The sequence below is a fragment of the Pseudomonas reidholzensis genome (assembly GCF_900536025.1).
Classification (GTDB): Bacteria; Pseudomonadota; Gammaproteobacteria; order Pseudomonadales; family Pseudomonadaceae; genus Aquipseudomonas; species Aquipseudomonas reidholzensis.
On the sequence record NZ_UNOZ01000019.1, the window covers coordinates 110,639 to 126,899 of the forward strand.

At 64.0% G+C, this 16,261-nt stretch carries 14 protein-coding genes; 5 read left to right on the forward strand and 9 right to left on the reverse strand.

Annotated elements, in window-relative coordinates:
* Positions 1–103 precede the first annotated feature (103 nt).
* A complete protein-coding gene (locus CCOS865_RS14285) occupies positions 104–1,138 on the forward strand; it encodes a histone deacetylase family protein (protein ID WP_119141870.1) in 1,035 nt (344 codons plus the stop codon).
* Positions 1,139–1,199: 61 nt separating this feature from the next.
* Here CCOS865_RS14285 and ctlX read toward each other — a convergent pair whose 3' ends face one another.
* Entirely contained in the window at positions 1,200–2,138 is a 939-nt protein-coding gene (gene ctlX, locus CCOS865_RS14290) for a citrulline utilization hydrolase CtlX (protein ID WP_415842599.1), read from the reverse strand.
* A gap of 33 nt (positions 2,139–2,171) precedes the next feature.
* On the reverse strand, positions 2,172–3,224 hold the full coding sequence (locus CCOS865_RS14295) for an ornithine cyclodeaminase (RefSeq protein ID WP_119141874.1): 1,053 nt from the start codon (positions 3,222–3,224) through the stop codon (positions 2,172–2,174).
* 191 nt (positions 3,225–3,415) lie between these two features.
* On the opposite strand from CCOS865_RS14295, the gene CCOS865_RS14300 reads away from it, so the two are divergent.
* The 4 genes from CCOS865_RS14300 to CCOS865_RS14315 all read left to right on the forward strand — a co-directional run bounded on the left by CCOS865_RS14300 (position 3,416) and on the right by CCOS865_RS14315 (position 6,612).
* The gene (locus CCOS865_RS14300; protein WP_119141876.1) at positions 3,416–3,838 is read left to right on the forward strand and encodes an Lrp/AsnC family transcriptional regulator; all 423 of its coding nucleotides are present in this window, start codon (positions 3,416–3,418) and stop codon (positions 3,836–3,838) included.
* A gap of 339 nt (positions 3,839–4,177) precedes the next feature.
* On the forward strand, positions 4,178–5,602 hold the full coding sequence (locus CCOS865_RS14305) for an amino acid permease (RefSeq protein WP_119141878.1): 1,425 nt from the start codon (positions 4,178–4,180) through the stop codon (positions 5,600–5,602).
* Positions 5,603–5,768: 166 nt separating this feature from the next.
* On the forward strand, positions 5,769–5,951 hold the full coding sequence (locus tag CCOS865_RS14310) for an antitoxin VbhA family protein (protein ID WP_119141880.1): 183 nt from the start codon (positions 5,769–5,771) through the stop codon (positions 5,949–5,951).
* Positions 5,944–6,612, forward strand: a complete 669-nt coding sequence (locus CCOS865_RS14315) for a Fic/DOC family protein (protein WP_119141882.1) — start codon at positions 5,944–5,946, stop codon at positions 6,610–6,612. Before CCOS865_RS14310 ends, CCOS865_RS14315 begins: the two co-directional genes overlap by 8 nt.
* Positions 6,613–6,722: 110 nt before the next feature.
* Here CCOS865_RS14315 and CCOS865_RS14320 read toward each other — a convergent pair whose 3' ends face one another.
* The 7 genes from CCOS865_RS14320 to CCOS865_RS14350 form a co-directional block, all read right to left on the reverse strand.
* The gene (locus tag CCOS865_RS14320) at positions 6,723–8,966 is read right to left on the reverse strand and encodes a TonB-dependent receptor (RefSeq protein ID WP_208644535.1); all 2,244 of its coding nucleotides are present in this window, start codon (positions 8,964–8,966) and stop codon (positions 6,723–6,725) included.
* Between the two features lie 110 nt (positions 8,967–9,076).
* Positions 9,077–10,066, reverse strand: a complete 990-nt coding sequence (locus CCOS865_RS14325; protein ID WP_119141886.1) for a siderophore ABC transporter substrate-binding protein — start codon at positions 10,064–10,066, stop codon at positions 9,077–9,079.
* A complete protein-coding gene (locus tag CCOS865_RS14330) occupies positions 10,063–10,839 on the reverse strand; it encodes an iron ABC transporter ATP-binding protein (RefSeq protein ID WP_119141888.1) in 777 nt (258 codons plus the stop codon). The genes CCOS865_RS14325 and CCOS865_RS14330 overlap by 4 nt, the downstream gene beginning before the upstream one ends.
* Entirely contained in the window at positions 10,836–11,777 is a 942-nt protein-coding gene (locus tag CCOS865_RS14335) for an iron chelate uptake ABC transporter family permease subunit (protein WP_119141890.1), read from the reverse strand. The genes CCOS865_RS14330 and CCOS865_RS14335 overlap by 4 nt, the downstream gene beginning before the upstream one ends.
* Complete coding sequence (locus CCOS865_RS14340; protein WP_119141892.1) at positions 11,774–12,712, reverse strand: ABC transporter permease; 939 nt, start codon at positions 12,710–12,712, stop codon at positions 11,774–11,776. The genes CCOS865_RS14335 and CCOS865_RS14340 overlap by 4 nt, the downstream gene beginning before the upstream one ends.
* On the reverse strand, positions 12,712–14,469 hold the full coding sequence (locus tag CCOS865_RS14345) for an ABC transporter ATP-binding protein (RefSeq protein ID WP_119141894.1): 1,758 nt from the start codon (positions 14,467–14,469) through the stop codon (positions 12,712–12,714). Before CCOS865_RS14345 ends, CCOS865_RS14340 begins: the two co-directional genes overlap by 1 nt.
* Complete coding sequence (locus CCOS865_RS14350; protein WP_119141896.1) at positions 14,463–16,256, reverse strand: ABC transporter ATP-binding protein; 1,794 nt, start codon at positions 16,254–16,256, stop codon at positions 14,463–14,465. The genes CCOS865_RS14345 and CCOS865_RS14350 overlap by 7 nt, the downstream gene beginning before the upstream one ends.
* Positions 16,257–16,261 lie beyond the last annotated feature (5 nt).

A 16,261-nucleotide genomic window follows, 5' to 3' on the forward strand; every position in this document is an offset into this window, starting at 1 on the left:
ACCTTTGCTGTCCAGCGAGTGTTTCGTGAGTCTAAAGCAAAGAAATTTCCCGTGCTTGAAGCGAAAATCTTCCATCGACAACGTCCACGGAGGATTCATTCGCATGCTGACCGTCTTCAGTCACAATCACCGCCTGCACCATGGCTCGGAATTGAAGGATGGCGCCGTCAAGCCCTCGTTCGAAAACCCGCAGAGGGCCGACACCGTGCTCGCCCGGATCACCCGCGAAAGGCTCGGTGAGGTCATTGCCGAGCAGCGCTTCGACCGCGCCTGTTACGTGGCGGCGCACAGTGAGCGCTACGTGAGTTTCCTGGAGAACGCCTGGACCGAATGGGCCGCGACCGGCAAGACCCATGATGCGTTGCCGCTGGTATGGCCGGTGCGTGACCTGGCCATCGACCAGGAACCCGGCTTCATCGACGGCAAGCTCGGCTTTTACGCCATGGACGCCGGCGCACCGATTACCGCGGGCACCTGGCAAGCCGTGCGCAGCAGTGCGGATGTGGCGCTGACCGGCATGGAGCAGATCATTGCCGGCGCGCGCGGCGCGTTCGCGCTGTGCCGCCCGCCTGGCCACCACGCCGCGCGGGAGTACATGGGCGGCTACTGCTACCTGAACAACGCGGCGATCGCTGCGCAACACTGCCTGGCCCGTGGCGCAAAGCGGGTGGCGATCCTCGATGTGGACTTCCATCACGGCAACGGTACGCAAAACATCTTCTACGATCGCGACGACGTCCTGTTTGTGTCGATCCACGGCGATCCGTTTACCGCCTACCCGTATTTTTCCGGATTCGCCAACGAGCAAGGTGTTGGCCGGGGTCTGGGGTACAACGTCAACTACCCGCTGGCGAAGGGTACCGATTGGGCCAGCTACCAGGTTGCACTGGGCGAGGCACTGAAACGGGTCGAGGGTTACCAGCCAGATGCGCTGGTCATCTCCTTGGGGGTGGACACGTTCGAGCACGACCCGATCAGCCACTTCCGCCTGACCAGCACTGACTTCATCCGGCTGGGTGAGTCGATCGCCGGTGTGGGCGTGCCGACGCTGTTCGTCATGGAAGGTGGCTACATGGTCGACGAGATCGGCATCAACGCGGTCAACACCTTGCAGGGTTACGACGGTGTCACCCGCTAGCGCTGACGAAAACGCCCCGCCTGTATTGGGCGGGGCGTTTGCTTGTGCGTCGGCTGCGGGTTTATCGCCTCGGCGAGAGATGGATCCCGGCAATCATGCAACGCACCGAGCCACCCGCCATTTCGATGGTGGGTACATCGAGTGGCACCAACCGGGCGGAGCGTTCGATGCGCTGGCGTTGCGCCTCGTCAAGGCTGTTGAATGCCCGACGCGAGAGGGCAAGGATTCGTCCATCGTGACCCGACAGCTCAATGGCGTTGCCGGCGAACTGGTTGATCTGCTGGTTGCTCAGGTCGATCACATCGCGCCCCGACTCCATCAGCCGCACCCGCACGTCTTCGGCACGTGCCTTGTTGGTGAACGTGCCGAAGCCAACCAGGGCGAACTCGGTGGCGACGCACATCAGCACGTTGGTGTGGTAGATCGGCGTGCCTTGCTCATCGGCCGTGTCGAACACCATCGGCTCAAAGTTGAAGTGCGTGCTGAAGCGCTCCAGGGCGATTGGATCAGCGCGGTTGGAACGTGCGGTGTAGGCGACCCGGGACAGGTGGTCGAAGACCATCGCGCCCGTGCCTTCGAGAAACAGCTCATCCTGCTCCAGGCCCGAGTAGTCGATCACGTCCTGCACGCGGTACTCGTGCTTGAGCATCTCGATGACATCCGCACGGCGCTCGCGTCGGCGGTTTTGCGAGTACATCGAGTAAATCGCCACATGGCCACCGGGGTGGGTGGAGAACCAGTTGTTGGGGAACACCGAGTCGGGCGTGTTGTGCTCACCAAAGTCATCGAACAGGTGCACGCGCACACCTTCGGCTTCAAGCCGGCCTACGGCCTGGGTCACCTCGTCACGGGCCACCTCAGCGAGTGCCTGGGCCGCGAGGTCAGGGTTGGAGCTCTGGAACGAATTGTCTGCGGCTGTTTCCGGGTTGGGCGTAAACGCATGGGGCCTGACCATCACCACCGCAGCGGGAGCTTGAATCGAACGCGTTGGAAGTCGCATCTGGGAATACCGGTCTGTGAGCTGGGGCAAACGTCAGGCGACGCGTCGGATGTGGCGCTTGGCTGCGCGGCCACGGGTGTGGCTGAACAGGTCCTTGGGGTCGTCTTCTACCCAGGGCACCAGGTCGATCTTGGTCCCCATGCCGCGTTTTTGCGCTTGATCGAGCACGTAGCGCAGTACGGTGTAGTCTTCCAGGGCAAAGCCTACCGAGTCGAACACGGTCACCTGGCTGTCGCTTTGCCGGCCGTCCACTTCGCCGCAGAGCACGCGCCACAGGTCAACCACCGGGAAGTCGGCGGGCAACTGCTGAATGTCGCCCTCGATGCGCGTTTGCGGTTCGTATTCAACGAAGACCCTGGCCTTGCGCAGCACATCGGCGTGCAGTTCGGTCTTGCCTGGGCAGTCACCGCCCACGGCGTTCAAGTGCATGCCGGGCTCGAGCATCTCTGGGGTGATGATGGTGGCGTAGGCTTTGTCGGCAGTGACGGTGGTGATGATGTCGACACCTTTGACGGCCTCGGCCACCGAGCCGGCCTTGCGGATCGTCAGCCCTGGGTAGTCCTGCAGGTTGCGGATCAGCTTGGCCGTGGCGAGCGGGTCGGTGTCATAGGCGACGATCTCTTCGATGCCCAGGTGCTTGTGGAATGCCAGCGCCTGGAACTCGCTCTGGGCACCGTTGCCAATCAGGGCCATCTTGCGCGAGTTGGGGCGTGCCAGGGCTTGGGCCGCCATCAAGGAGGTCGCGGCAGTGCGCAGCGCCGTGGCGATGGTCAGTTCAGACAACAGTACGGGATACCCACTGTCGACATCGGCCAATACCCCAAATGCCATCACGGTGTGCAGGTCACGCGCGGTATTAGCAGGATGACCATTAACATACTTGAAGGCATAGCGGTGGGTGTCTGCCACCGGCATCAGTTCAATAACACCTAATTGCGAATGGCTAGCCACCCGCGCCGACTTGTCGAACTCCGGCCAGCGTTTGAAGTCTTCGCGCAGGGCGGCGGCCATTTCGCCAATGAAGGGCGCTACGCCGATATCGTGAACAAGATCGGACATAGTGGGGACATCGATAAAGTAAGTCATGACTGTGCACCTGGTGAGTGCGTTTTCGCAGCTGAGGGGCCGCGTATACGCTTGAGATTATTGGGTGTTCTCCGCTGTGAAAATTCTGATGAAAGATTGAGTCAATATGAACCCTACAGGTTGCCATTTTTGCTGTCTTTCTAGACAATCTGTTCACTAATAATAGCAATATGAGCGGTTGAGTCGTCATCATGGATAATGTGGATCGGGAGCTTATCGCTCTGCTGCGGGACAATGCCCGCACCCCCGTCTTGACCTTGGCCAAGAAACTGAAGGTCGCCAGGGCCACGGTGCAAAACCGCATCACCAAGCTCGAAGAGCAGGGCATCATCATCGGCTACACCGTCCGCCTGCGCTCCGACGCGCTGGACCAGGGCGTCCGCGCGATCACCAGCATCGGCATCAGCGGCCATCATGCCGCCGAGGTCAAGCATTCGCTGCGGGGGCACCCTAATGTCGTCGCCATCCATACCACCAACGGCCGCTGGGACCTGATGGCAGAGTTGCGTGCAGATACCCTCGAGGCCTTTGATCGGGCGTTGAACACCATTCGCTCGATACCGCACATCGAGAACACCGAAACGAGCATTCTGCTCTCGACGATCAAAATGTAAGGGCTTTGCCACACGCGTTTGAAGGGTGTTGTAGAACACACTGTCAGGTGCACCTATCACTTTGTAAGCATATTGAATGCCCATGAGCACTTTGTAGCGTTCCGATTGACCCCTGTGGCTGGCAAAATGAGTCGCGCTGTTAGTGGCGTCTTGTTTTTAAATGGGTGGGCTACGGATTAACGATCAGAACATGTGACGCCTACACGGTGTGCCTTCAATGTGCATAGTTGCCGAGGCCTTGAAGTTCGCGAGAGTGGCGAATATCTGCACTAACGTCCCGATAAAGACGGCGGTGCAGGAAGTGCCGAGGTGTTTCAGAAAAAGAATAAGAGGTCAGTTATGCATCAGACGTGCAACTCGCAAGACGCTACAGCCCATGATGGCCGGGTATTGAAGCGACGGCTCGAAAACCGACACATTCAACTTATATCAATCAGCGGCGCGATCGGTACCGGCCTGTTCATGGGCTCGGGCAAGATTATCGCGCTGTCCGGGACCTCGATCATCCTGGTCTACGCGATCATCGGTTTCTTCGTTTTCTGCATCATGCGTGCGATGGGCGAGATGCTCCTTGCCGACTTGAACATGGGCTCGTTTGCCGACCTCGTCCACCATTACCTGGGGCCACGCGCCGGGTATATCCTCAGTTGGTCATACTGGCTCAGTTGGGTGGTGGCGGCCGTTGGCGATGTGGTGGTCGTTGCGGGTTTTCTGCAGTACTGGTACCCCGACGTACCGACCTGGCTGCCGGCATTTGCCACCATGTTCATCCTGTTGGCGCTCAACATGCTCGCGGTGAAGGCATTCGGTGAGGTCGAGTTCTGGTTTGGCCTGATCAAGGTGGTCGCCATCGTGCTCCTGGTGATGACGGGGTTGGTCATGGTCGCGACGTCCTATACCTCGCCTGGCGGGGTGACGGCGTCGTTCAGCCACCTGGTGGCGCCGGGGGTGATGATGCCGCACGGTATCGTCGGCTTCCTGGCGGGTTTCCAGATCGCCATCTTCTCGTTTGTCGGGACCGAGCTCATCGGCACGGCGGCAGCCGAGGCCAAGGACCCGGAAAAGACCCTGCCCAAGGCGATCAACACGATCCCTGTGCGCATCCTGCTGTTCTACATCGCATCGCTGGTGTGCATCATCAGTGTGATTTCCTGGGCCAACGTGCCGGCCAATCGCAGCCCGTTCGTGGAGCTGTTCCTGCTGGGCGGCTTGCCGGCGGCGGCGGGCATCATCAACTTCGTGGTGCTGACGTCGGCGGCATCGTCGGCCAACAGCGGCGTCTATTCGGGCTCGCGGATGCTCTACGGCCTGTCGCATCAAAGCCAGGCGCATCCCGCGTTCGGCCGCCTTTCGGGCTCGGGTACTCCGGTGCGCGCGCTGATGTTCTCGGGCGCGTGCATGGCCATCGCGCTGACGTTGCTGTTCGTGATCCCTGATGTGATGACTGTGTTCACCCTGGTCTCGACCATTTCGGCGGTGATGATCATCGTCACCTGGTCGCTGATCCTGATGTCGTACTTCGCCTACCGTCGGGAAAATGCCCAGGCTCACCAGCGCAGCACGTTCAAGCTGCCCGGGGGCAAGGTCACCGCAGCGTTGTCGCAGCTGTTCCTGATCTTCGTCCTGTGCCTGCTGGCGCTGGAGCCTGATACCCGTTCGGCGCTGTATGTGATGCCGCTGTGGTACATCGGCTTGCTGCTGGCGTATCAACGCCGGGCGAAAGTGACTGCTCGCCAGCTGGCGGCAGGTGCTGCTGCGAGCTGACGGGAACAGAGCCCCGCCGAGCGCGGGGCTTGTTTGTCTAGCGGGGCGCTCAAAATCGGCATTAGGGCCTATAATCGCTTGTGGCGTCGGTCGCATTTAGCTTGATTTTGAGCCGCCGCCCTGTATAACGTGATTCGTATGAATCAGCGAATTTGGGTGATCCAAGATGACAGTCAAAGAAGCTGCTCAACGCCGCTCCAACGTAGCCCACGTCCAGGCCACCAATAACCTCGAGGGCGCCCGCTTGAGCGCCTACATGTCTTCCAAGATGGCCGACTACGAGAAAGGACGGATCAACTCGGCAGAGCTCGTAGCCGCCGCGAAGGCCCGCTACGGCATCAATGGCTGAACCTAGTGATCCGCCTCACGGACCGGGCGTAGACGATCACTACTACGTCGCAGGCTATACCGTTGAAGACGATCCTTTCGTCGACGCAAACGGCGTACTCCTCAATAACCTTGGGCTCACCGACACTGCTTCGTTAAGTGTCGCGGAAGCTGACCTTTCCTCCGCTCGCTTGATCGAGTTGCTTGAGAACCCCATTAAAGGGGAGTTCTCGCTGGCGCACCTTTGCGCTATCCATGGTCACATCTTTCAGGATGTGTATCCCTGGGCGGGTCAACCTCGGCTGGTTGATACCGGAAAAGGCGATACCATGTTTCTCCCTCACCAGCTGATTGAAGAGCGATTCCGTGGGGTGACTGAAAGGCTCTCACGCACGAGGTTTCTGAGTGACCTCCATGGCGACCTGGAGGCGTTCAGTAATGAAGCGGGGACAGTCTTTGCCGAGATCAACCATATCCATACCTTTCGTGAAGGGAATGGCCGCACCCAGCGGGAGTTCCTGGCGTTATTGGCAGCTCGAGCTGGCTTTGAGATTAGCTGGGCAGGTGTCTCAGATCGCGCGATGATTGAGGCCTGCGCTGAAGCTCGGCAACTGCATGAGCCATCCTGTCGGAAGCTGATCCGCCTCATCAAGTTGAACGCTACGCGACTCGTAACTTATTGATGCTTCGATACGGTCTTGCGAATTCTCCAGGTTAACGCTTAGCCCCGGCCGTCCTTGTTTTCTATGTGACGACACGGGGGGAGGGGGCAGAGCGAATCTGCCCCCCATTATCAGAAGTCTACCGTCGCCGACAATTCGTAAGTCCGCGGCGCTCCCAGCCCCAGGGTCTGCGTCAGCGGTACGCCCCAATAGTCCTTGTCGCCCAGGTTCGAGATGTTCGCGCGCAAGGTGACTGGCCGGCTGGCAACGTGCGTGGCGAACCGGGCGCCAACGTCGAAGATCGTGTACCCGGGAATCGACAGGCTGTTGTCGGCACTGATGTACTGCTTGGACTGCGAGGTGGCGTTACCGGTCAGGGTCAGCCCGTCCACGGCCGGAATGTCCCATTCCACGCCCAGCTTGCCTTGCAGTTTCGGGTAGGCGGTGGCGGTCTTGCCTTCGTTGACGCCGCCTTCGGTCTTGGTCAACGTCGGGTCGACATAGGCTACGCCACCCATCAGGCGTACATCGGCCCGGGGCGCGCCGAAGAAGCTCCACTCCACGCCGCGGTTACGCTGCTCGCCGCCAAACGAAAAGACATTGGTGACCGGGTCGGTATAGCTGCTCGGCCGCTCGATCTGGTACAGCGCCAGGGTGTGGCTGAACGTGCCCAGGTCGAGCTTCAGGCCGACCTCCTTCTGCTTGGATTTGTAGGGCGCGAACACCTCGCCGTAGTTGGCGGCTGTGATCGGTGCGGAGGCGCCCTTGCTCAGGCCTTCGATGTAGTTGGCGTACAGCGACAACTCATCGGTCAGCTTGAACAGGATCGCACCGGCGGGCGTGGTGGCGTGGGTGTCGTAGCCGGGCTTGTTGCGCGCGCCGGTGGCGACGTTGAAGGTGTCGGTGATGACTTCCTGACGACGTACGCCCAGGGTCAGTTGCACACGCTCGTCCAGCACCGACAAGGTGTCGGCAATGCCGTAGCTCTTCAGGTCGTTTTCGGTGTGGGCGATCTGCGGCCAGGCCTCGGAGACTTTCGGGCCCCAGACCGGCGCATAGATGTTGGTCGTCCAGTTGGAGCCCGTAGCGCGGCGGCCGAAGTCCTTTTGCGTGTCGCTGTACTGGGTGGCGTTGAGCGACCACTGATGGCCGATGCCGACGGTGTCGAAGTGGCCACGCAGCCCTACCTCGGCGGAGGTCTTGTGGATCTGCATCTGCAACTGCCCCATGGCAGTTGTGAAGTCGCCCGCGTTGTTGTTCACCGTGGCGGTCAGCGCGCCGCTGTACTGGTAATCGGTCTTGCTGGTACCGACCGCGCCGTAGGCCAGCAACTGGTCGGTCAGTTCGTACTCGCCGCGCAGGATGACGCCTTTGTCCTGTGTTTCGACGTAGGCCCAGTCCGGGTTGAGTAGCGCGGTGTTCTTGGGCGGCTTGGGTACTGCGACACCACTCGCCAGGCCCATGCCGCGGTTCTGCCCGCGGATATGGTCGTCGGTGTCGAACAGGTCGAGCGACAACCGCGCGCGCTCGCCACGCCAGTCCAGGGCCAGGGACGACAGCACGTTGCGCTGGCCCTGGTGGTCAATGGCGGTGTCACCGTCGCGGTACATGCCGTTGAAGCGCACGCCGAACTGATTGCCCTCACCGAAGCGCCGGCCGACGTCCACATGCCCGCCGAACTGCGCGTCGGAGGCGTAGGTGGCGGTCAGCCGGGTCAGTGGCGTGTCACCGGCGCGCTTGGGGATGAGGTTGACGATACCGCCCACCGAGCCGCCGGGTGGCATGCCGTTGAGCAGGGCCGAAGGGCCTTTGAGCACTTCGATGCGTTCGTACATCTCCGGCGAGGCGCGGTAGTAGGGGGCCATGCCGAACAGGCCGTCGACGGTCATGTCGCTGACGCTGGTCTGGAAGCCGCGGATCGAGTAGTTCTCGCTGTAGGTACCGGTCAGCCCGTTGCTGAACACGGCCGGGTCGGTGGCGGCGATGACGTCGGTGATGTCCTTGGCCTGCAGGTCCTGGATGTAGGTGTCGGTGTAACTGACGGTGCTGAACGGCGTTTCCATGAAGTCCTTGTTGCCCAGCAGACCGACACGGCCGCCGGTGGCCACCTGGCCGCCAGCGTATACCGGTGGCAGTGGGTCGGCGGCGGGGGCTTGGGCGTCGATCAGCGTCGCGGCCAGTTCTGCCGCTGCGGGTTTTTCGGCAGCGGCCAGGGGCGCTTCTGGGCGGCTGTGAGCGGGTGTTTCGGCGCGTGCGGGCTTCGCCGACAGCGCGCAGGCCGTCAGTGTCAGGCCCACCAGCACGGCGTGTGCCAGTGGCGTGCGGTGCAGGGACAGGGCAGGGGTTGGGCGGGTGTGGAAGGAACGGTGAGACACGCTGTAGCTCCAGGGATGGCAGGGGTGATTTTTGGTTTTAGTAAGCGAAGAGGTAAGGCTGTTGAGAATCATCCGCTGACGTGACTAATGGCTTCCGTGCCGGCTGCGGCTTAGGGCTGATAACCCTTGATGACGTCGTCGACGATCAATGCCAGCGACGTCGGGCTGGCGCCGGTGACGTACCAGGCCTCGGGGTCGACGAACACCACGCGGCTGTTTTTCCAGGCGTTGGTCTGGCGCAGTAGCGGGTTGCCGAGGGTGTCTGCGGTCATCAGCGGGCGGTGCTCCATCACCGCCGTGCGGTCCACCACGTAGAGGATGTCGGGGTTGGCCTGCTGGATGAATTCGCTGGAGATCGGCTGGCCATGCAGGCCGGTGTCCTGGGTGGCGGTGGCCGGTTTGACGCCCAGGTCGTTGAAGATGAAGCCGTAGCGCGAGTGCACGCCAAAGGCGCTGAAGGCGCCGTTGTTGTGCAGGACCACCAGGGCCCGCTCGGGGCGGTCGCGGGTAACGTTGCGCGCCTGCGCGAGCTTGGCCTCCAGTGCCGCGACTTTCTGCCGGGCCAGGTCCTGCTTGCCGAACACCTCGCCCAGGCTGGCCAGGTGCTGCTTGACCAGCGCAACGTGCCCGGCCTCGCTGTCGCGGTAGTCGACATCGAAGTGCAGGGTCGGCGCCATGTCGCTCAGTTCGGCGAAGTGGTTGGCCTGCAGGGAGGTGATCAGGATCAGGTCGGGGCGGGCGGCATGCACCCGCTCCAGGTTGGGCTGCACGATCGAGCCGACATCGGCGGTTTGCCCGGCGTCCTTGTAGCGCGCCAGAAAGTGCGGCACGAAGTCCTTGGGCATGCCAGCCACCGCGACGTTCAGCTGGTCGAGGAAGTCGACCTCGTTCATGTCCAGGGCCACGGCGCGCTGTGGGCGCTGGCTGATCACCGTGGTGCCTAGTTTGTGCTGCACCGTGACGGCTGCGTAGGGGCTGTCGCCCGCCGTTTTTACCGGCGTTGCGGTTGCCGTCGAGGGCTCGTTGCAGCCGTGCAGTGCCAAGGTTGCGCCTAGCAGCAGCACCAACGGCCAGCGGCCGGCGGGGAGGGTGTGGTTCATCGTTGTTGTCCCGGTGGGTTGAAGTAGTTGCACAGCCGGCCACGCGCGCCGTGGGTGATTTCGAAGTCCAGCCCGTACAGCGCTTGCAGCCGTTGTTCGGTGACCACCTCGGCGACGCTGCCGGCGTACTGCACCTGGCCGCCTTGCAGGGCGACGATGCGGTCCGAGTAGCTGGCGGCGAAGTTGATGTCGTGCACCACCAGGATCACCGTGCGCCCGTGTTCGTCGCAGAGCTGGCGCAGCGCGCGCATGATCTGCACCGCATGGCGCATGTCGAGGTTGTTCAGCGGCTCGTCGAGCAGCAGGTAATCGGTCTGCTGGGCGATGGTCATGGCCAGGAACGCCATTTGCCGTTGGCCACCGCTGAGCTCGTCGAGGTAGGCCTGGCGCAGCGGCTCGAGGCCCAGGAAGGCGATCGCCTCGTCGATCGCCCGCCGGTCATCCCGGGTGAGCGCGCCGCGGCTGTAGGGGAAGCGGCCAAACGCGACCAGCTCGTCGACGGTCAGCCGCAGGTTGAAATCGACCGACTGGCGCAGGGTGGCAACCCGTCGCGCGTAGTCGCCGATGGCCATGCCGCCGATGCTGTGCCCGTCCAGGCGGATGTCACCGCTGTCGGGCTCCAGCAGCCGCGCGAGCATCATCAGCAAGGTGGTCTTGCCCGCGCCGTTGGGGCCGATCAGCGAGGTCAGGCGCTGGCGCGGGAAGCTCGCGTCGACGCCGGCTAGCACCGGCTTGCCGGCGTAGGACTTGTGCAGGTTGTGGACGCTGATCATGCGGCTCCCCGGGTACGTACCATCAAGGCAAGGAAGTAAGTGCCACACACCAGGTTCACGAGGATGCCGACGGTGGTCCTGTAGTTGAAGACATGCTCGACCAGCAACTGGGCGGCAATGAACACGGCGATGGCCACGGCACTGCCCAGCGCCAGGGTGACCCGGTGCCTGAACGTGCCGGCCACGGCGTAGGTGATGTTGGCGACGAACACGCCCATGAACGCCGTGGGCCCGAGCAGGCTGGTCGACACCGCGACCAGTGCCGCGATCACCGCCAGGTGCAGGCGCACGCTGCGCCGCTGGTCCACGCCCAGGGAGATCGCCTGGTCACGCCCCAGCGCCAGCACATCGAGCACCGCCGTGGCCCTGGCCAGCACCGCGCACAGCGCCGCGACCAGCAAGGCCGAACCAAGCAGCAGCGGCGCCGAAACCCGGTTGAAGGAGGCCTGGGTGTAGGCCTGCAGCATCGAGAATTCGCCAGGGCTGACCTTCAGCTGGACGAACTGGGTGAGGGTGCCCATGACCATCGTCAGCACCAGCCCCACCAGCAGCAGGAAGTACAGGTTGTGGCTGCCGTCCGCCAACAGCCAGCGGTGCAGCGCCCACGAATAGCCGAGCATCAGCAGCATCGACAGCAGGAAATTGCCCTCGCCGCCGAGCAGCAGCTGCCCTTGCACCCCCATGGCCAGCACCAGTAATGCCTGCAGCAGCAGGTACACCGCCTCGTAGCCCATGATCGCCGGCGTCAGGATGCGGTTGCCCGAGAGGGTCTGGAAGGCGATGGCGGAGCAGGCCACGCAGACGCCGCCGATGACCATGGCGGCCAGGCGTGCGAGGCGCTTGGGGATCACGTAGTCGAAGTCCATCCCGGCGTTGGCGAACAGGAACACCAAGGCCAGGGCGATAACCACCACCCACACCACACGTGGGCCTCTCATCGCTGCCTCCAGACAATCAGCCCGAGGAAGATCAGCCCACCCAGGCCGCCGGCGGTCAGGCCAATCGGCACTTCGAACGGGTGGATCACCAGCCTCCCGACCAGGTCGCAGACCAGCAGCAGGGTTGCGCCTCCCAGCGCCACGAGGGGCAGGGTGCGACGCAGGTTGTCGCCGTATCGCAGGGCAACCAGGTGAGGCACCACCAGGCCGACAAAGGGGATCGAACCGACGGCGATGACGCTGGCAGACACCGTGACCGCCACCAGCATCAGGCCCAGTGCCACGTTGGCGGTGTAGTTCAGGCCGAGGCTGGTGGCCATGCCTTCACCCATGCCGAGCACCGTGAAGCGCTGCGCGTACAGGTAGGTGAGCAGGATGATCGGCAGGATCACGTAGAGGATTTCGTAGTGGCCTTGCACCACCTTGGAAAAGTCGCCCAGCAACCAGCCCTGCATGCTTTGAAGCAGGTTGAAGCGGTAGGCGTAGAACTCCGCCAGCGCGCTCAGGACGCCGCCGTACATCAGGCCGATCACCGGCACCAGCACCGCATTGCGGGCGCGGATATGGCGAATGATGGCGACGAACAGCAGGCTGGCGGCAAAGCATACAGCCAGGGCGAACAGCAGGCGCAGCAGCGTGCCAGCCTGGGGCAGCAGGCCCAGTGACAGCAGGATGCCAAGCTTGGCCGCGTCCAGTCCGCCAGAGGTCGCGGGCTCGACGAAGCGGTTGCGCACGATCTGCTGCAGGATTACCCCGCACACCGCCAGCCCGATGCCGACCAGGATCAACGCCGCCAGGCGTGGCAAGCGGCTGGCGGTGAGCGTCAGCCAGGTGTCGCCGTCCAGCCTGATCAGTTGGGACCACGCCAGCTCGCGGGCGCCGACCGCGAGCGAGGCCAGGCATAACAGGATGAACAGCAGCCACGACACACGCATCAGGGCTGTTCCACTTTCGCCGCGGCGATCCGCCAGCCACTGGCGGCGTGACGCTGCTGTACGAAGCGTGCGTAGCGCCCGCCGCTGGCCAGCAATGCCGCGGGCGAGCCTTGCTCGACGATGTGGCCGGCCTCGAGCACCACGATCTGGTCGGCCATGGCCACGGTGCTGAGTTGGTGCGCAATCACCACCTGCGTGCAGCGCCCGCGCAGGCTGTGCAGGGTGGCGGCGATCACAGCCTGGTTCTCGGCATCGAGGGCGGCGGTGGCTTCGTCCACCAGCAGGATCGGGGCTTGCTTGATCAGCGCGCGGGCAATGGTCACGCGCTGGCGCTCGCCGCCGGAGAGCCGGGCACCGCCTTCACCTACTGGGGTATCGAGGCCACGCGGCAGGCGCTGCATGACTTCTATGAGGCCGGCCAGCTCGGCGGCCTGGAGAATATCGGCGTCGCTGGCTTCGGGTTTGCCGATGCGGATGTTGTCGGCAATGCTGCCTTGGAACAGCCACGTGTCCTGGAGGATCTGGCTGACCGTGTGGGTCAGGGTTGCGCGGGGGATCTGCCGTACATCCACGCCGCCAATGCGTACGCTGCCCCCGCTAGCCTCGAAGCTGCGGGCGATGAGGCGCACCAGCGACGATTTGCCGGAGCCCGAAGCACCGATGATGGCAGTGATGCCGCCTGCCGGAATCTGTAAATCGACGCCACGCAGCACGTCGGGGCCGCCGCTGGAGTAGCGCAGGCTGACACCGCGCAGCTCGATTGAAGCGTCCTGGGGGACCTGTGGCGCAACGGCTTCCGGCAGGGGCTCGGCACTGAGGATTCGCTCGACCTCCTGCAGCTGCCCCTGCGCACCCCGCAGGATCTCGACATGGCTGGCCACGTCCTGCAGCGGGTCGATGAAGCGACAGGCCAACGCCAGTGCCACGATCACCGCCATCACCTCCTGCGGCTGACGTTCAGCCTGGCCGGCGAACCACAGCCCTGCGGCCACCAGCAGGGCGGCGAACGTCGCCTGCACGGCCCAGCTGTTGAGCAGTGCCGACAGCGTAGAGCGCAGGATAAGGCCCATGCCGCTGCTGCGCTGGCGCTCCAGGCTGTGCTCCAGCAGTCGCGTGCCGCTGCCCGCGCCGTTGAACGCGCGCAGCACCGATTGGGCCTGGGCGAACTCGAGCATGCGCTGGCTGGATTCGGCAAAGTGCTGGTGATAGGTCTGGTCGGCCCGGCGCCCCAGGCGTGCGCTGAGCAGCATCAGCGCGGCCAGGGCCGGCAGTGCCAGCAGCGCGATCAGGCCCAGCGGCGGGTGCAGGGCGAACAGCGCGAGCACGACCACCAACGGCGTCACTGCGCCGCTGATCAGCGGGGTGAGTACATGCGCCGGCAACTGCGCCACGGCCATCATCCCCTGAGTGATCACATGCCCCAGGCGGGCGGTGTTGCCAGGGGTGAACCAGCCCAGCGGCAGTTGCGCCACGTGCGCACCGATGTGCTGGCGACCGGTCTGCAGCACGGCCACCGCCAGGGCGATGCCCGCCTGCTCGACAGGCCGGCGCCATGCCCAGCACAGGGCCGTGCCGGCTGCCAGCGCGCCCAGCCAGAGGCAGGCACCGCGCGTATCACCGCTCAGCAGGCGCAGCATGATCGGCGCAAGGGTGCTGATCGTCAGGCCGCTGAGCACGCCGTACACCACGGTCATCAGCAGGTAGCGGCGCCAGACCGGGGCACTGTCGCCCAGCAGTCGAATGAAGGTGTTCAGCATACTGGCAGCGCCTTTTTCACGGTGTCCGGGTAATGCCCTTGCGCCCACAGCTGGGCATACACCCCTTGCCGTGCGAGCAACTCGGCATGGCGGCCCTGCTCGCACACACGGCCTTGGTCGAGCACCAGGATCTGCTCGGCATGCATCACCGTATCCAGCCGGTGGGCGATGACCAGCAAGGTGCGGCCCTGGGCAAACCGTGCCAGGGCATCCTGGATCGCGGCTTCGCTTTCGGCGTCGGCGGCGGCGGTGGCCTCATCGAGCACCAGCACTGGCGGGTCGAGCAACACGGCCCGGGCGATACTCAGGCGCTGCTGCTCACCCCCGGACAGCTGCGCGTCCTCGCCGATGACCGAGTCATAGCCGCGTGGCAGTTGCAGGATGCGCGTGTGGATGTTGGCCAGGCGGGCAGCGGCTTCGATCTGCTCGCGGGTCGCCGTTGGCCGGCCCAGGGCAATGTTCTCGGCGACGCTGGCGTGGATCAGCCGCACCTCTTGCAGCACGAAGCCGATGCGCCGGTACAGCTCGCGGCTCTCGATCTGGCGCAGGTCGACGCCGCCGAGGCTGATGCGCCCGCTGTCTGGGTCGAAGAAGCGCAGCAGCAGCCGGGCCAGGGTCGACTTGCCCGCGCCAGACGGGCCGACGATGGCCGTGGTGGTGCCGGGTGCCAGGGTGAAGCTGACGTCGCTGATGACGTTGTGGCCGGGCGTGTAGGCATGGCTGAGCTGTTCCGCACGCACTTCGCAGCCGTTTGGCCAGCCCCCTGGAGTGGGCTGCGGCAATACCGGGGTGTCCAGCAGCGCCAACACCCGCTGGGCTGCGCCGACCGCGTTGTTGAGGTCGTGGGTGATGTAGTGCAACAGCTGCAACGGGGCACACAGGCCTGGCGTCACCAGTGCGAAGGGCAGGATCGCCAGTGGCTCGGCCCAGCCCAGGGCAACGAACAGCGTACCGGCCAGCAGTACCAGGCCGAGCACCGACACTGGCGCGATCAGGGCATTGGCCCTGGCCATCGACGCTACCAGCGGGCGAGTGAAGCCGGTGAAGGTGCCCGCGAAGGCATCGACCGCCTCACGGTAGCGGTCCTGGGCGTTGCCCTGGTCGCCAAAGGCTTTGACCAAGGGCATGCCGTTGACGAATTCGACCACCGCCTCATCGATGCGGGCCATGCCGGCGACCACCTCGTCCATATGCCGGGCGCTGGCCTGCATGGCCCGGCGCAGAAACAGGAAAAAGGCGGGGAAGGGCAGCAGGCAGATCACGGCCAGGCGCCAGTCCATGGCGAACAGGTAGAGCACCGCGATCAGCACCGCGCCCACTGCGCGGCCCAGCGTGGTGTAGAAGTGCGCGGTCAGGCTGTGCAGGGTGCCGATGTCGTCCTGCATCGCGCGCTTGACCTCGCTCGAGGCGTGCTCGCTGAACCAGCCCAGCGGCACCTGCATCAGGCGCTGGCCGATGGCGACGCGCAGGTGGTGGGTGATGCGGTTGTCGGCCTGGTGCGCCAGCAGTTCCGCGACGCTGAGCAGGGCCATGCCGGTGAACAGGCTGGCCACGCTGGCGAACACCGTCCAGCCAATGGCGGCGGGTGCGCCTGCCTCGCTCAACGCCAGGTGCGCGATATGGGCGATCCCGGCCAGCGGCACGAGGGTCAGCATCGAGCCCGCGGCTGCGAGCAATGCAGCGGCAATCAACTGACCGCGGATGGGTGCCAGCACGCGGCTGATGGGGCTGCGCAGCTTGGTCTTGACGGGGGCGTGGTGCTGAGGGGAGGACGATGAATCGGACATGAAGC

Excerpts from the sequence above, each read along its gene's own strand:
- CCOS865_RS14285 (WP_119141870.1), top strand. The coding sequence starts at position 104 with ATGCTGACCGTCTTCAGTCACAATCACCGCCTGCACCATGGCTCGGAA.
- ctlX (WP_415842599.1), bottom strand. The coding sequence starts at position 2,138 with ATGCGACTTCCAACGCGTTCGATTCAAGCTCCCGCTGCGGTGGTGATG.
- CCOS865_RS14295 (WP_119141874.1), bottom strand. The coding sequence starts at position 3,224 with ATGACTTACTTTATCGATGTCCCCACTATGTCCGATCTTGTTCACGAT.
- CCOS865_RS14300 (WP_119141876.1), top strand. The coding sequence starts at position 3,416 with ATGGATAATGTGGATCGGGAGCTTATCGCTCTGCTGCGGGACAATGCC.
- CCOS865_RS14305 (WP_119141878.1), top strand. The coding sequence starts at position 4,178 with ATGCATCAGACGTGCAACTCGCAAGACGCTACAGCCCATGATGGCCGG.
- CCOS865_RS14310 (WP_119141880.1), top strand. The coding sequence starts at position 5,769 with ATGACAGTCAAAGAAGCTGCTCAACGCCGCTCCAACGTAGCCCACGTC.
- CCOS865_RS14315 (WP_119141882.1), top strand. The coding sequence starts at position 5,944 with ATGGCTGAACCTAGTGATCCGCCTCACGGACCGGGCGTAGACGATCAC.
- CCOS865_RS14325 (WP_119141886.1), bottom strand. The coding sequence starts at position 10,066 with ATGAACCACACCCTCCCCGCCGGCCGCTGGCCGTTGGTGCTGCTGCTA.
- CCOS865_RS14330 (WP_119141888.1), bottom strand. The coding sequence starts at position 10,839 with ATGATCAGCGTCCACAACCTGCACAAGTCCTACGCCGGCAAGCCGGTG.
- CCOS865_RS14335 (WP_119141890.1), bottom strand. The coding sequence starts at position 11,777 with ATGAGAGGCCCACGTGTGGTGTGGGTGGTGGTTATCGCCCTGGCCTTG.
- CCOS865_RS14340 (WP_119141892.1), bottom strand. The coding sequence starts at position 12,712 with ATGCGTGTGTCGTGGCTGCTGTTCATCCTGTTATGCCTGGCCTCGCTC.
- CCOS865_RS14345 (WP_119141894.1), bottom strand. The coding sequence starts at position 14,469 with ATGCTGAACACCTTCATTCGACTGCTGGGCGACAGTGCCCCGGTCTGG.
- CCOS865_RS14350 (WP_119141896.1), bottom strand. The coding sequence starts at position 16,256 with ATGTCCGATTCATCGTCCTCCCCTCAGCACCACGCCCCCGTCAAGACC.